The organism is Martinezella sp. CNPSo 3795 (assembly GCF_057784475.1).
In genome coordinates, this window is record NZ_JBXSOQ010000010.1 from 66346 (window position 1) to 80443 (window position 14098).

General features: G+C 56.5%; 15 protein-coding genes and 1 pseudogene. All 16 read left to right on the plus strand.

The window, feature by feature from the left end:
* Window positions 1–32 precede the first annotated feature (32 nt).
* The 16 genes and pseudogenes from AC13QY_RS24115 (at window position 33) to paaZ (ending at window position 14090) form a co-directional block, all read left to right on the plus strand.
* A complete protein-coding gene (locus AC13QY_RS24115) occupies window positions 33–806 on the plus strand; it encodes a transporter substrate-binding domain-containing protein (RefSeq protein WP_488494009.1) in 774 nt (257 codons plus the stop codon).
* A 67-nt stretch (window positions 807–873) separates the two neighbouring features.
* Window positions 874–1494 carry a hypothetical protein gene (locus AC13QY_RS24120; RefSeq protein ID WP_488494010.1) on the plus strand — a complete coding sequence of 207 codons (621 nt, stop codon included), beginning with the start codon at window positions 874–876 and terminating at the stop codon, window positions 1492–1494.
* The gene (locus AC13QY_RS24125; protein WP_488494011.1) at window positions 1491–2159 is read left to right on the plus strand and encodes an ABC transporter permease; all 669 of its coding nucleotides are present in this window, start codon (window positions 1491–1493) and stop codon (window positions 2157–2159) included. The genes AC13QY_RS24120 and AC13QY_RS24125 overlap by 4 nt, the downstream gene beginning before the upstream one ends.
* Window positions 2160–2170: 11 nt before the next feature.
* A complete protein-coding gene (locus tag AC13QY_RS24130) occupies window positions 2171–2902 on the plus strand; it encodes an ABC transporter permease (RefSeq protein WP_028755246.1) in 732 nt (243 codons plus the stop codon).
* 28 nt (window positions 2903–2930) lie between these two features.
* Complete coding sequence (locus tag AC13QY_RS24135) at window positions 2931–3713, plus strand: amino acid ABC transporter ATP-binding protein (RefSeq protein WP_037136728.1); 783 nt, start codon at window positions 2931–2933, stop codon at window positions 3711–3713.
* Between the two features lie 35 nt (window positions 3714–3748).
* Window positions 3749–4609, plus strand: a complete 861-nt coding sequence (locus AC13QY_RS24140; protein ID WP_488494012.1) for a prephenate dehydratase — start codon at window positions 3749–3751, stop codon at window positions 4607–4609.
* A gap of 77 nt (window positions 4610–4686) precedes the next feature.
* On the plus strand, window positions 4687–5571 hold the full coding sequence (locus AC13QY_RS24145; RefSeq protein ID WP_488494013.1) for a PaaX family transcriptional regulator C-terminal domain-containing protein: 885 nt from the start codon (window positions 4687–4689) through the stop codon (window positions 5569–5571).
* A 101-nt stretch (window positions 5572–5672) separates the two neighbouring features.
* Window positions 5673–5999 (plus strand): hypothetical protein, encoded by a 327-nt coding sequence (locus AC13QY_RS24150; protein WP_488494014.1) that lies wholly within the window; start codon window positions 5673–5675, stop codon window positions 5997–5999.
* 272 nt (window positions 6000–6271) lie between these two features.
* The gene (gene pcaF / locus AC13QY_RS24155) at window positions 6272–7477 is read left to right on the plus strand and encodes a 3-oxoadipyl-CoA thiolase (RefSeq protein ID WP_488494015.1); all 1206 of its coding nucleotides are present in this window, start codon (window positions 6272–6274) and stop codon (window positions 7475–7477) included.
* Window positions 7478–7500: 23 nt separating this feature from the next.
* Window positions 7501–8505 (plus strand): 1,2-phenylacetyl-CoA epoxidase subunit PaaA, encoded by a 1005-nt coding sequence (gene paaA / locus AC13QY_RS24160; protein ID WP_488494016.1) that lies wholly within the window; start codon window positions 7501–7503, stop codon window positions 8503–8505.
* 29 nt (window positions 8506–8534) lie between these two features.
* Entirely contained in the window at window positions 8535–8819 is a 285-nt protein-coding gene (gene paaB / locus AC13QY_RS24165) for a 1,2-phenylacetyl-CoA epoxidase subunit PaaB (RefSeq protein ID WP_028755240.1), read from the plus strand.
* Window positions 8819–9598 (plus strand): 1,2-phenylacetyl-CoA epoxidase subunit PaaC, encoded by a 780-nt coding sequence (gene paaC / locus AC13QY_RS24170; RefSeq protein WP_488494017.1) that lies wholly within the window; start codon window positions 8819–8821, stop codon window positions 9596–9598. The genes paaB and paaC overlap by 1 nt, the downstream gene beginning before the upstream one ends.
* A 9-nt stretch (window positions 9599–9607) precedes the next feature.
* Complete coding sequence (paaD, locus tag AC13QY_RS24175) at window positions 9608–10132, plus strand: 1,2-phenylacetyl-CoA epoxidase subunit PaaD (protein WP_028755238.1); 525 nt, start codon at window positions 9608–9610, stop codon at window positions 10130–10132.
* 15 nt (window positions 10133–10147) lie between these two features.
* The gene (locus tag AC13QY_RS24180; RefSeq protein WP_488494018.1) at window positions 10148–11224 is read left to right on the plus strand and encodes a 2Fe-2S iron-sulfur cluster-binding protein; all 1077 of its coding nucleotides are present in this window, start codon (window positions 10148–10150) and stop codon (window positions 11222–11224) included.
* Between the two features lie 29 nt (window positions 11225–11253).
* A pseudogene (locus AC13QY_RS24185) lies at window positions 11254–12010 on the plus strand (Phenylacetic acid catabolic protein).
* Window positions 12011–12023: 13 nt separating this feature from the next.
* Entirely contained in the window at window positions 12024–14090 is a 2067-nt protein-coding gene (gene paaZ, locus AC13QY_RS24190; protein ID WP_488494019.1) for a phenylacetic acid degradation bifunctional protein PaaZ, read from the plus strand.
* Window positions 14091–14098 lie beyond the last annotated feature (8 nt).

Genomic DNA, 14098 nt, shown 5'->3' on the forward strand with positions numbered 1-14098 from the left:
CTCAATGACGAGCCAAAAAAAGAGGGAACAAAATGATGGAATTCCGAAAACTCAAGTCCGTCTTGGCAATGTCGGTCGTAGCGCTTGGCGCTCTCTCGACCACCGTCATGGCCCGTGATCTCCGCATCGCCACCGAGGGCACCTACGCGCCTTGGAGCTTCGTCGACGAACAGGGAAAACTGACTGGCTGGGACGTCGATATCGCCAACGCGCTTTGCGAAGAAATGAAGGTCAAGTGTGAAATCGTCGCTCAGGAATGGGACGGTATCATCCCAGGCCTGAATGCGAAGAAGTACGACATGATTGTCGCCAGCATGACGGTAACCGAGAAGCGCAAGCAGCAGGTTGCGTTCTCGAAGAAGTACAAAAACACGACCAGCCAGTTTGTTGCCGCCAAGGGCACTTATCCCGACACCTCCCCCGCCGCTCTGGCTGGCAAGCGTATTGGTGTTCAGCGCGGCAGCAGCCAGGACACTTTCCTGACCGACAACTACAAGGACTCGGAAATCGTTCGTTACGACAAGACGACCGATCCTGAGATGGATCTCATCGCTGGTCGCGTCGATCTGATGATCGCAAACCGCGTTACGTCGATGGTCGGCTTCCTTGCAACTCCTGAAGCTGCAAATTTTGGTCTCGTGGGCCAGGAATACTCCGGCGGCGTTCTGGGTGAGGGCAATGCGATTGCGTTGCGCAAGGACGACACTGAGCTTCTGAAACAGGTGAACGCGGCGCTCGATGCGATCTTCGCCAACGGCAAGTACGACCAGATCACCTCCAAGTATTTCAAGTTCAAGCTAATGTAAGGCAAACGGCGTCCAGCGAAGCGGCGGCCAGATCGCCGCTTCATCTGTTTTTCTGATAGGTGCCCAAATGATCACTTTCGCTACCTTCGGCCCGATAGGGACGAACCACGAACGCGTGACCAACGAATATATTCGTTTTCATGGGATTGAAAACGCGCGGATCGAACTGGTTCCGAACTTTGACGTGGCCACCAAAGGTCTTCTGAACGGTGATTTTGATTTTGTGGTGCAATGCGCCGTCCATCCGGAAACTCCGGAGACCATGGGAGCCCATTTCAATAAGATGTTTGCTGTCGATTCCTTCATCTCTCGCAGCAAAGAACTCGCCGTTCTGACCCGCAAAGACGTTGAAAATCCCAAGACCATCGGACTGTTGTCTCCTGCGACCGAGAGCTACATAGATCACGACAAGTGGGAGACCCTTATCCCTGGCGTCTCGCTCCCGATCATCTTCGACAACCTCTTGAACGGCGCGTATGACTCGGCGCTCGTTTATCTGGAATATGCTGAGCAATTTCCCGACCGCGTGCGGGTCGAAGAGGTCATTGGCTCACCGGACGACGTCTGGATCGTATACGCCCGCGAACGCACGTCGGGCGGGAACTTGCAGGCGTTTAAGAACGCGCCGATCCGCCGTCTCCTCACTGAAAAAGGCGCTCGCTTTAGCGCGGAAAGGGAGGCGGTATGACTGTTTTTTCAGGATACGGCATTCAGCTTCTCAACGGAGCGATGGTCAGTGTCGCCGTGACCATAGCGGCGCTGATTGTGGGCACGGTGTTGGGGGTGTTCCTTGGCGCGGTTAAAACCTATGCGAGCCGTCCCTTTCGATATGCCGTGGAGGCTTACACGGCGATTGTTCGGGGCGTTCCCGACCTGATCATCATCTACCTGATCTATTTCGGAAGCACGGTTGCCCTCACGAAACTGACCGGCGACTACGTCGACGTGAACGGGTTCACAGCGGGTGTCTGCGCGTTGGCCTTCATTTTTGGCGCCTATGCGAGTGACATCATTCGCGGTGCCATCCGCCAGGTCCCACGTGGACAAACCGAAGCGGCAATGGCTCTCGGGTTGAGCAGCAAGGTCTGTTTCATCAAGATTGTGATGCCCCAGGCCTGGCGGCTTGCACTCCCGGGCTTCGGCAATCTGTCCATCATTCTTCTTAAACAGACATCGCTGATCTCGGTTATTGGCTTGGAAGAGCTTCTTCGTGCTTCCTCCGTCGTATCGGGAGCGACACGCCAACCATTCTACGTCTACTCCGCGGCTGCCGTCGTCTATTTGATTTTGACGGGTGTGGCGACTTTGGGCCTCCGATACGCTCGTAAGCGAGCTGATCGCGGCTTTGCATAAGGAGGCCAGAGATGCTTGACTTTCAATTGATGTCTGATGCCTTCCCAAAGCTCATCGAAGGCGTTGGGCTGACCGGCAAACTTGCCATCCTTATCCTTTTGCTGGGCATGATCCTGGCGATCCCGATTGCATACGCTCGCAACGCTCAGAGCGTATGGCTCCACGGACCGGCCAACACCTACATCCTGCTTATCCGGGGCATCCCGTCACTCTTGCAGGTGTTCCTGGTCTATTACGGCATGGGACAGCTCGGCTTCGTTCGGAATTCTGCTCTTTGGCCGATTCTTCGTGATCCATTTTGGTGTGTGATTATCGCTCTGGGCTTGAACTCGGCGGCTTATACAGCCGAAATTATCTCGGGTGCACTCCGACTGATCGCAAAGGGACCCGTGGAGGCAGCTTACGCCCTAGGCTTGTCCTGGTGCCAGACGCAGAGGAAAGTGACGATTCCGCTCGCCATTCGCGCGGCCCTTCCAGCCTACGAGAACGAAATCATCTTGACGGTCAAGGCTACGTCGCTTGCCAGCACCGTCACGCTCATGGACCTCACCGGGGTTGCTCGCCTCGAAGTCTCCAACACGTATGCACCGTACGAAATCTTCCTGACAGCCGGTGCAATCTACTTCTGCATAACGACCACCCTTTCGTGGTTGTTGAGACGGCTGGAGCAGCGCCTTTCGCTCGAAAACATGAAAACCCTCAACCCCACGCCGCTGCAGCAAACTGAAGCTGTTCACGCTTGAGCTTGGTGGTACGAGAAAGGAACCGAATATGACCAACAGTGCATTGGCTAAGGAACAAACGGCGGGCGAAAATGGACAATCCGGCCAAATTAAGGTCGTAGGGGTTGGCAAACGTTTCGGGCCCTTCCAGGCCTTGAGTGATGTTAATCTTGAGATCGCTTCGGGGGAAAAACTCGTCATCTGCGGGCCGTCCGGTTCTGGAAAGTCCACGCTAATCCGCTGCATGAACGGGATCGAAAGCCACGATGCTGGTACTATCGTGGTCAACGGCGTTCCCCTCGACAAGGTGAAAGCGAACAGAGACCAAATTCGGCGTGAAGTTGGAATGGTGTTCCAAAGCTTTAATCTCTTCCCGCACATGAGCGTGTTGGAAAACTGTCTACTCGCTCCGATGTCAGTGAAGGGTATGAGTCGCCAGGATGCCAAGGAAGTTGCGATGCATTTCCTTAGCAGGGTGCGAATCGCAGAACAGGCATTGAAGTACCCTTCACAGCTTTCGGGCGGCCAGCAGCAGCGCGTTGCGATTGCACGCGCGATGTGCATGAAGCCGAAAATCCTCCTTCTGGACGAGCCGACATCGGCGCTCGACCCGGAGATGGTCAAGGAAGTTCTCGATACGATGGTCGGTCTTGCGCAGGGCGGTATGACCATGGTGTGCGTCACTCATGAAATGGGCTTTGCTCGTGAGGTTGCCGACCGCGTCATCTTCATGGACCGCGGATCGATTGTCGAAGAAGCCCCGCCGGAAGAGTTCTTTGGCAATCCAAGAACGCCCCGTGCGCAGGACTTTCTGGCACAAATCCTACGGTAGGTGGCCAGACAAGAGAGGCGGAGACGCCACCTTTTATGGACCGCAATCTCCGCAATCGAAGTGTCGGGCTCACAATGTCAGCAGATTTCAAGGTCTTCCACGGCAAGGTCGCTTACCTCGGACCCGCTGGATCGTGGACGCATCAGGCTTGTATCGACCTTTTCCCGCTTGCCGAGAAGGTGCCGTTATCTCGTGATGAGATGGTAAGCGCATGCGACGAGGGCAGGGTAGACCTCATCTGCCTTCCCGTAACCACATCCATAGTCGGTGTTACGCCCTATATGGACCTGGCGCTTTCGATGAAAGGTATGCGCGTCATTGCAGAGTATCCAAAGATGCTCGGCTACAGCCTTATAGTGAAGCCTGGGACGAAACTCGAAGACCTTGCAGAGATATATGCTCATCCGGTCGCGTTCGAAGAAGTGCGTCCTTGGCTTGACCGTGAGCTGCCGAATGTAAGGCGCATCGAAGTATCAACGGGCGGGCGGGCGGCGAGCTTGGTCGCGGAGAGCACTATAGCCGATAAGGGATCATTCGGGCCCAGAACTGGGGCAGACATTTATAAACTGGCTACGCTCGTCGATGATATCGAAGAAGGCCCGCATAATGTCACCCGATGGTGGGTGCTTGGCCGCATAGGGCCTGCACCTACGGGAGACGACAAAACGTCGATGGTTGTCGAGTTGGACGACAGCGATTTTACGCCATTTATGACCTCCATGTTTCGGGGAAATATCAACGTCCTGACCGTCTACGAACGTCCGGCCAAATCCGCTTTGGACCGCCATTTCTATCTCGTTGAGGCGCAGGGGCATCAGGACGACGCTCCCTTACGCTTGTTCTTGCAGGACAATCCACATGTCGATGTGCGAGGATCATATCCTCGCCGGTATTAGCGAAAGTCGCTTTATCTTGAATTTCCTATGGCCGTGGCGTTATGAGGATGGCTTATCCTCGCGTGGAGCGCCGCCGATTGGCCGAAGAGAATAGCAAGGGACGTTCGTCAGCGGAAAAGGCTGTATCGGCCCTCTTAGACGATAAGCCTATCAAAGCTGCCAGCTTTATCGTGACGGTCTATGGCGACGCTGTGGAACCTCGCGGCGGCGTCGTCTGGATCGGGAATTTGATCGAGGTTTGCGGCGCAGTGGGCATTAGTGAGACGTTGGTTCGGACAGCCGTTTCGAGGCTCGTTCGCGGCGGCCAGCTTGTTGGGGAACGGTCGGGCAAACGCAGCTTTTACAGATTGACCCCCTCGGCTCGGGTTGAGTTTTCGCTTGCCGCCCAACAGCTCTTTTCTCCTGGCGATCACGACCGGTGGCGATTCATTTGCCTCACCGGCGTGGCCATCGAAGAGGAAGTTCGCGATCTTGAACGGCATGGATATGCTCGCCTCACCCGGGACATGCTGGTCGGTCTGAGACCCCTTCCACCCACGATGAATGCGAATGCGATCGTATTCGATGCAAGCATAAGCGAAGGCGAGGCTTTTCTTTGCAGGTTCGCGGGGGACCGTTTTGCCTTAGCACCGCTGGCAGACTCCTACCGCGCCTTTATTGATCGATACTCGAAGTTGGCTACCGGACAAGTGACAGGTCCAGACGCGCTATCGCTGCGCCTCCTGCTGGTACATGATTTCCGATCTATCGTGCTGCGCGATCCGAACCTGCCTGTTGCCGCGTTGCCCGACGATTGGCCCGGCATCCAGGCTCGTAGGCTGTTTTCCAAGCGGTACCTGGATTGGTCGGCAGCTGCTAATCGACAAATTGGTCTAATGTTCGTCAATGAAGGCGGGCCGTTGCTCCAGCAAACGCATGCCACTACGACACGTGAAAACCAACTGCAGGCATACTCGACCTAGCCCACCCGCGATCAAGTTTCCTGCGGCGGAATTATTTTCCGCATAATTGACCGGTCGCCATCAGCCATTGCTCTCGTGTTCGAAAATGCGAGAGGCTTGCAATGCTAAACGTTGGTCAAGATGAGATACCGCTTAAACCGCACCCGCCATCTGCTCGTAAAGTCAACGTCGTGCCTAAGGCGGCTTGGGATTGTCATGCGCATGTCGTCGGCGATCCGAACGTCTTCCCCTTCATCGAGGATCGGGCCTACACCCCGGTGGCGATGACCGACAACGAGTTTCTCAACGCTTTGGATGTCGCAGGGATCGATTTTGGCGTCCTGGTCCAGGTTAGCGTTCATGGCACCGATCACCGCGCGCTTTTACAATCGCTTCAAAAACATCGAGACAGTCTTGTCGGCGTTGCAGCCTTATCGCCATACGACTGATGCCGAGGTTGCCCGCCTTTCCCGGAACGGCATGACGGCCACTCGTCTATTGGATCCCCTCGTGTATCGCGGCGGCACCATCCACGGGCTTTTCTCAGAGTCAGTTATCCATCATGGCGGCCTTCTATCTACGGTTGAGGCGACCGCTGCTGTTACTTTCAAACGTCACACGAAAGCTAAAAAATTGATTTGATATGTGACATATCGAATGCTAATAAGGTGACCGAACGGTCGGTTAAATTTGCTGACATTGTCGCATCGAGGAGGAAGGCGTGAGCCAAGCATACATTTGTGACGCCATACGAACGCCGATTGGTCGTTATGCCGGCCTACTGTCGTCGGTACGTGCCGATGATTTGGCCGCGATCCCCTTGGCCGCATTGATGGCCCGCAACCCTCAGGTCGATTGGGCTAAGGTCGAGGATCTCATCTTCGGGTGCGCCAATCAGGCGGGCGAAGACAACCGCAATGTCGGGCGTATGGCCGTGCTTCTCTCTGGCATGCCGGTTACCGTTCCGGGAACGACGATTAACCGCCTTTGCGGCTCGGGAATGGATGCTGTGGGCATGGCGGCGCGTGCGATCAGGTCCGGCGACTGTGAGTTTGTCATTGCTGGTGGCGTAGAAAGTATGAGCCGTGCGCCGTTCGTCATGCCGAAAGCGGAATCGACGTTTTCTCGTTCCAACGCTGTTTACGATACGACAATCGGATGGCGCTTCGTGAACCCCAAGATGAAGAAGGCTTTCGGCGTCGATTCAATGCCTGAGACGGCCGACAATGTCGCTGCCGATTTTCATGTGAGCCGGGAAGATCAGGACGCCTTCGCGGCCAGGAGCCAGGCGCGCTGGTCGGCCGCCCAAGCGGCAGGAATATTCGCTGACGAGATCATCCCTGTATCTGTCGCGCAGAGGAAGGGCGACCCGATCATCGTTGACCGCGATGAACATCCGAGGCCGGGCACAACACCTGACCAGCTGGCCAAGTTGAAGGGCGTCAATGGTCATGATCTTCCGGTGACAGCAGGAAACGCTTCTGGCGTCAACGATGGCGCGGGCGCTCTGCTGATTGCGAGTGAAGCGATGGCAAAGGCTCAGGGTTTGACGCCTAAAGCCCGCGTAGTAGCGATGGCCGCAGCAGGCGTCGAACCCCGTATCATGGGTGTTGGCCCGGCCCCGGCAGCTCGTCGCGTTCTCGAAAAAGCGGGGCTCACCCTCGATCAAATGGATGTCATTGAGCTGAATGAAGCCTTTGCTTCTCAAGCGCTTGCTGTTCTTCGCGACCTTCATCTTCCGGATGACGCCTCGCACGTCAATCCGAATGGAGGTGCGATTGCTATGGGGCACCCATTGGGAATGAGCGGTGCACGCCTTGTGACCACGGCAGCGTACCAGCTCCACCGTCAAGGCGGTCGTTACGCTCTCTGCATGATGTGCATTGGCGTCGGTCAGGGCATTGCGATGATCATCGAGCGCGTCTGACGCGCGAACCAGGAGGAAAGACCATGTATGCACAGATGGTAAAGACCGACGTGGCTCGGGTCAGGTCTCTCGACGAGATGGATCCCGTTGAGCGTGGCTTCCAGGAGCGCGTCGACGCAGGCCAGAAGATCGAGCCGAAGGAATGGATGCCGGAGGGATACCGTAAGACATTGGTTCGTCAAATCAGCCAGCATGCTCATTCTGAAATTGTCGGGCAGCTGCCTGAGGGAAACTGGATCACTCGTGCTCCGACCCTCGAACGTAAAGCCATTCTTCTGGCGAAGGTTCAGGACGAGGCTGGCCATGGTCTATACCTCTACTGTGCGGCGGAAACTCTCGGGGTTTCCCGCGACGAGATGTACGAGCAGCTCCATTCGGGGAAGGCAAAATACTCGTCGATCTTCAACTATCCGACGCTGACGTGGGCTGACATTGGAACCATCGGGTGGCTGGTCGATGGCGCGGCCATCATGAACCAGGTTCCCTTGCAGCGCTGTTCCTATGGTCCGTATTCGCGGGCCATGATCCGCATCTGCAAAGAGGAGAGCTTTCACCAGCGGCAGGGTTACGACGCACTCATGCGCATGGTGAAGGGCACACCGGCGCAAAAGGCGATGGTTCAGGATGCATTGAATCGCTGGTGGTGGCCGTCGCTTATGATGTTCGGCCCCTCCGATGACGCCTCCGTCCATTCGGCTCAGTCCATGGCATGGAAGATCAAGCAGAACTCGAACGATGAGCTTCGCCAGAAATTCGTCGATCAGACAGTGCCGCAAGCCAAATACCTCGGTCTCACTGTTCCTGATCCGGACCTCAAGTGGAACGAGGAAAAGGGCGGCTACGATTTCGGCAAACCCGACTGGGAAGAATTCTTCAATGTCATCGCGGGCAACGGCCCCTGCAATGCAGAGCGCCTGAACGCGAGGAAGAAGGCGTGGGATGACGGGGCATGGTTCCGAGATGGATTGACCGCTCATGCCAACAAGGTGGCAGACCGTCGAACCGCTTCAAAGATCGCAGCTGAGTGAGGCTTGTGGGCACAATGGGAGATAGGAACATGTCCAACGAATGGCCTCTTTGGGAAGTCTTCATCCGTGGTCAACACGGTCTAAATCACCGCCATGTCGGAAGCTTGCACGCTCCCGATGCGGAAATGGCCGTACACAACGCCCGCGATGTTTATACGCGTCGCAACGAGGGCGTCAGTATCTGGGTCGTAAAGTCCAGCGACATCACGGCCAGTGCACCTTCCGAAAAGGGTCCATTGTTCGATCCGTCGAACTCTAAGGTCTACCGTCACCCGACGTTCTTCAAAATTCCGGACGAAGTAGGGCACATGTGATGGAAAGCGACCTCAAGCCAGCGGTCGACCAGGCCGCTCTTTTCGAATTCCTTGTCCGCCTAGGCGACAACGCTTTGATTCTCGGTCATCGGGTATCGGAGTGGTGCGGGCATTCTCCGGCATTGGAGGAGGACATCGCGCTGTCGAACACGGCCCTCGACCTCATTGGGGAGACACAGCTCTGGCTTGGTTTGGCGGGTCAAATCGAAGGGAAGGGCAGGTCCGCTGATGACTTGGCGTACCTGCGTGACGGCAACGAGTTCCGGAACATCCTGCTTGTCGAACGACCAAATGGCGACTTCGGGAAGACGCTGATGCGTCAGTTCCTCTTCGATACCGCGCACTACCTGCTCATGAAAGCCCTGCAGAATTCCACCGAACGAAGGATCGCGGAAATCGCGGAGAAGACATTCAAGGAAGTTGCGTATCACCTTGAACGCAGCCGAGACGTAGTCATTCGTTTAGGTGACGGGACCGACGAGAGCCATCGACGAATGCAGGAGGCCCTCAACGATCTCTGGCCCTACACAGGCGAGATGTTCGCAAGCGACGACGTCGAGCAGAGCCTGTCGGCCGCTGGTGTCATCCCACATCCGCAACGCTTGAAGTTGGGATGGGATGAGATCGTCTCGGAGACGCTTTCCGAGGCGAGACTCAAGAAGCCGGACGACAGGTATATGCACAAAGGTGGCCGCCGTGGCGTCCATACCGAGCATCTCGGCTTCATTCTCACGGAAATGCAGTTTCTTCAGCGGGCCTACCCGGGCGCGGTCTGGTAGGAGGCGCTCATGGCCACGGCAGTCCGTCCTTCAGTTGAAGAGGTTTGGTGCTGGCTTTCGGACGTGCCGGATCCGGAGATACCAGTCATTTCGCTGACCGAACTCGGCATCGTTCGCGATGTCGAATGGCGGGAAGATGAACTGGTCGTCACGGTAACTCCAACCTACTCGGGGTGTCCCGCAACGTCGATCATCAACGTCGACATCGAGCGTGCGCTGACCGAGAAGGGGCTTGATAAGGTTCGACTTGAGCGCAGGCTTTCTCCTGCGTGGACCACGGACTGGATCACGGCCGAAGGCCGCGAAAAACTCCGGACGTATGGGATCGCGCCGCCAATTGATGGCACCGCTGCCGATGGCGTGCTGATGAAACGGATTGATCGGCTTTCAGGCCGCTCGAACCTGACAATTGCGTGTCCTCGTTGCGGATCGACCAACACCGAGAAAGTCAGCCAGTTCGGTTCCACGCCTTGCAAGGCGAGCTACCGCTGTAGCGATTGTCTCGAACCCTTCGACTACTTCAAGTGCATCTGACCCGAGGGCTGGCATATGGCAAGATTTCATTCGCTTACTGTAACCGACGTCCGCCGCGAGACGCGAGATGCCGTCGTCGTCACACTCAAGCCCTCCGACGAAGATCGCTCGATCTTCGACTTCACCCAGGGCCAATATCTGACATTTCGCCGAAAGTTCGATGAAGAGGAACTTCGCCGGTCTTATTCGATTTGTGCTGGCAAGGACGAGGGTGTCCTTAAGGTAGGCATCAAGCGCGTTGATGGCGGCTCCTTCTCAACCTGGGTGAATGAGAATTTGAAGGCTGGCGACATCCTTGAAGCCATGCCTCCGATGGGAACGTTTTTCACTGCTCTCGACCCCGATGCACCGCGCCATTATCTCGGGTTTGCCGGAGGAAGCGGCATCACGCCGGTTCTTTCGATTATCAAAACCGTTCTGTCACGGGAGCCGAAGGCCCGGTTCACCCTGGTCTATGCGAACCGACAGATCAGCTCGATCATGTTCCGTGAAGAGCTGGAAGACCTGAAAAACATCTACCTCGGCAGGCTTTCGATTCTGCACGTCCTGGAAAGCGAAGCGCAAGACATCGACCTGTTCACCGGTCGTGTGGACGCGCAGAAGTGTGCCGCGCTGTTCAAGGGATGGATTGACCTTACGTCGGTAACGACTGTCTTCATCTGTGGTCCAGAACCCATGATGTTGGCCATCGCGGGATCATTGAAAGAGCACGGCCTTCGTGACGACCAAATCAAGTTCGAGCTTTTCGCGTCCTCGCAGTCTGGTCGGGCGCGGCAGAAGGCGGTGTCTGCAACCGGTGCCGACCATGCAGCGACGTGTCGAGCCACGATCACGTTGGATGGTGCGACGCGAACATTCAATTTCCCGAAGCATGGTCAGAGGCTGCTTGACGCTGCGCTCGAAAACAACATGGACGCCCCCTACGCCTGCAAAGCGGGGGTCTGTTCGACCTGCCGAGCAAAGGTCCTCGAAGGTGAGGTCGAGATGGAAGTCAATCATGCCTTGGAGGATTACGAGGTCCGTCAAGGTTACGTTCTGACGTGCCAGTGCTTCCCGCTCACCGACAATCTGGTCGTTAGCTACGATCAGTAGGCCAGGCTTAAGCGAATTGGAGGTCAATGATGTCCGATACGATCCCCATCGAAGAGTATGTCGCCCAAGGTGGTGTTCTATCGTCGCCAGACAACGTCACGCCACGATATCGCGGTGAGCTGTTACGGCTGATGGCCAGCTTTGTCGATAGCGAGCTGGCGGGTTCAGCAGGTTTCGCAGACGTGATCAATGACGCGCCTGGTATCCAGGAACGGATATCGGCTGCCCGCATCGTATTAGAAAAGACCGACCATGCTGGACAAGTGCTGAAGGTCATGGAGACCATTCGGCGCGAATGGGTCTCGGTATGCAGCGCATCATCCGTGGTCGAAACGAATGGAGAGAGACACGGAGATCGGAGCTTCGCGTCAAGGCGACGATATGCGTCTTTCTGTTTTCCATTATCCTCTGCGTGGTTGGACAGACGCTGTTGTGATGAATGTCTTGATGGGCTTGGCGACGGTCATCCAGCTGGACGAACTTTCCCACGTTTCATACCAGCCGCTGGCAGAGGCTTTCCGGGCTATCCGATTGCGCGAACTGCGCCATCAGGAATTGGGCGTGCAAGGACTCAATCGGATCGTCGCTTCCAACGAGCAGCGCGATCTAATGAAAAGCTCAGTCGAATACTGGCGTCCTCGCATAGCTGCGAGCTTTGGGCACTCAGATTCCAAAAGGTTCGAGACGCAATCGCGCTTTGGTCTGCGTCACAAGCCGAACGAAACATTGCTAGCCGAATGGGTTGCTGCGACGGAGCAGCAGCTTGGCTCGCTTGGCCTGAATTGAAAGGGTAACAAGAATGAACATCAGTGTCAGGCAGCCGGGCCGCCTAGAAAGTTATGTCTGTGGCGGTTGGGTAGCAGGTTCGAAGGAAGGTAACGCTCTTCTCGACGCTTCGACCGGGACACCGGTTGCCTTCATAGATTCTACCGGTATCGATTTCACAGCCGTGCTGGCTTACGGTAGAGAAAAGGGTGGGTCCGCCCTCCGACGGCTGTCGTTCCATGAGCGTGCCTTGATGCTCAAAGCACTTGGCATGGCTCTGCTGGAGAGAAAGGACGAGTTTTACGCTCTCTCTACCGCAACCGGGGCGACCAAGGCCGATAGCTGGATCGATATTGAGGGCGGTATCGGCACATTGCTATCCTATGCGTCGAAAGGTCGACGCGAGCTTCCAAATACCCGCGTCCTCCTTGATGGAGACGTCGAAGGGTTGTCAAAAGACAATTCATTCTCGGCGCAGCACATCCTGACCCCGCTGCTTGGGGTGGCGGTTCACATCAACGCGTATAATTTCCCTTGCTGGGGAATGCTGGAGAAACTGGCCCCGACGCTCCTCGCCGGCGTTCCTGCCATTATTAAGCCAGCAAGCCAGACAGCCTATCTGACCGAACTCATGGTCCGCAGAATCATCGAGACAAGCATTCTTCCAAAAGGTTCGCTTCAGCTGATTTGCGGTTCAACAGGCGATCTGCTCGATCATGTTGATGGTCAGGACATCGTCACCTTCACCGGATCGGCCACGACCGGCCAGCGCCTGAAGACAGGCAAAGCGATAGTGGCCAATTCCGTTCGCTTTACCATGGAGGCTGACAGTCTCAATGCTGCGGTGCTTGGTCTGGATGCGGCGCCTGGTACCGACGAATTCGAACTCTTCGTCAAGGAAGTGGTGCGCGAGATGACCGTCAAAGCTGGACAGAAGTGCACAGCCATCCGCCGCGTCATTGCTCCACGCTCTTATACCGAAGCTCTGGTCGCCAGCCTTCGAGACCGGCTGGCGAAGACATCCGTTGGCAATCCGGCCGATGAAGGAGTCCGCATGGGGCCGCTGGCGAGCTTGGATCAGCGAGACGAAGTCCGTGCTCGTATTCGCGATTTGATGGCAGATGCTGAGATCGTTTCTGGCGACCCGGAAAACCCCGCGATTGTGAGTGGCGATGCCGCTGGTGGAGCATTCCTCAATCCCGTTCTTCTATATTGCGACAAACCTGCAGCGGCCGGGGCCGCTCACGACGTGGAAGCATTCGGCCCGGTTAGCACTGTCATGCCTTACGAAACAGCCGAAGAGGCCGTCTATCTCGCTCGTCGAGGCAAGGGGAGCCTTGTCTCGTCCGTCTTCACCAACGATTCCGGTTTCGTTCAAGAGGTGGTTCTGGGCCTCGCGCCCTATCACGGCCGTGTCGTGATCGGTAATCGTGTCAGCGCGAAATCATCCACCGGACATGGTTCGCCCTTGCCAGGACTGGTGCACGGTGGGCCAGGTCGGGCCGGAGGTGGGGAAGAGCTGGGCGGCATGCGCGGCGTCAAACACTACATGCAGCGTACAGCGGTCCAGGGGGCTCCCTCGATGCTGGCCGCAGTGACCGGGAAATGGTTGCCCGGAGCAGCGGCAAACAGTGACGGACCCCACCCGTTTCGCAAATCGCTTGCGGAATTGAATGTCGGCGACCAGCTCATCACAGCAAGCCGGACCGTCACGCTGGATGACATCGAGCACTTCGCAAACTTCACCGGTGATACCTTCTACGCTCACATGGATGAGGAAGCTGCCAAGGCAAACCCGTTCTTCGAAGGCCGGGTGGCGCACGGTTATCTCATTGTTTCTTTCGCTGCTGGCCTTTTTGTGGACCCGGATCCGGGACCGGTTCTGGCGAACTACGGTGTCGATAACCTTCGGTTCCTGAAGCCCGTGAACCCCGGAGACATGTTGAAGGTCCAGCTGACTTGTAAGGAGATAAATCCCCGCGCCAGCGCAGAGCACGGCGAGGTAAGGTGGGATTGTCTCGTAACGAACCAGAACGGTGAGCCGGTCGCGCAGTATGACGTTCTGACGATGGTTGCGAAGGTCGGGAAGTATCAGCTTTGAAAGCAGGC

Bases quoted from the DNA above. Each gene is read 5' to 3' on its own strand.
- AC13QY_RS24115 (WP_488494009.1), top strand. From the start codon at position 33: ATGATGGAATTCCGAAAACTCAAGTCCGTCTTGGCAATGTCGGTCGTA.
- AC13QY_RS24120 (WP_488494010.1), top strand. From the start codon at position 874: ATGATCACTTTCGCTACCTTCGGCCCGATAGGGACGAACCACGAACGC.
- AC13QY_RS24125 (WP_488494011.1), top strand. From the start codon at position 1,491: ATGACTGTTTTTTCAGGATACGGCATTCAGCTTCTCAACGGAGCGATG.
- AC13QY_RS24130 (WP_028755246.1), top strand. From the start codon at position 2,171: ATGCTTGACTTTCAATTGATGTCTGATGCCTTCCCAAAGCTCATCGAA.
- AC13QY_RS24135 (WP_037136728.1), top strand. From the start codon at position 2,931: ATGACCAACAGTGCATTGGCTAAGGAACAAACGGCGGGCGAAAATGGA.
- AC13QY_RS24140 (WP_488494012.1), top strand. From the start codon at position 3,749: ATGGACCGCAATCTCCGCAATCGAAGTGTCGGGCTCACAATGTCAGCA.
- AC13QY_RS24150 (WP_488494014.1), top strand. From the start codon at position 5,673: ATGCTAAACGTTGGTCAAGATGAGATACCGCTTAAACCGCACCCGCCA.
- paaA (WP_488494016.1), top strand. From the start codon at position 7,501: ATGTATGCACAGATGGTAAAGACCGACGTGGCTCGGGTCAGGTCTCTC.
- paaB (WP_028755240.1), top strand. From the start codon at position 8,535: ATGTCCAACGAATGGCCTCTTTGGGAAGTCTTCATCCGTGGTCAACAC.
- paaC (WP_488494017.1), top strand. From the start codon at position 8,819: ATGGAAAGCGACCTCAAGCCAGCGGTCGACCAGGCCGCTCTTTTCGAA.
- paaD (WP_028755238.1), top strand. From the start codon at position 9,608: ATGGCCACGGCAGTCCGTCCTTCAGTTGAAGAGGTTTGGTGCTGGCTT.
- AC13QY_RS24180 (WP_488494018.1), top strand. From the start codon at position 10,148: ATGGCAAGATTTCATTCGCTTACTGTAACCGACGTCCGCCGCGAGACG.
- paaZ (WP_488494019.1), top strand. From the start codon at position 12,024: ATGAACATCAGTGTCAGGCAGCCGGGCCGCCTAGAAAGTTATGTCTGT.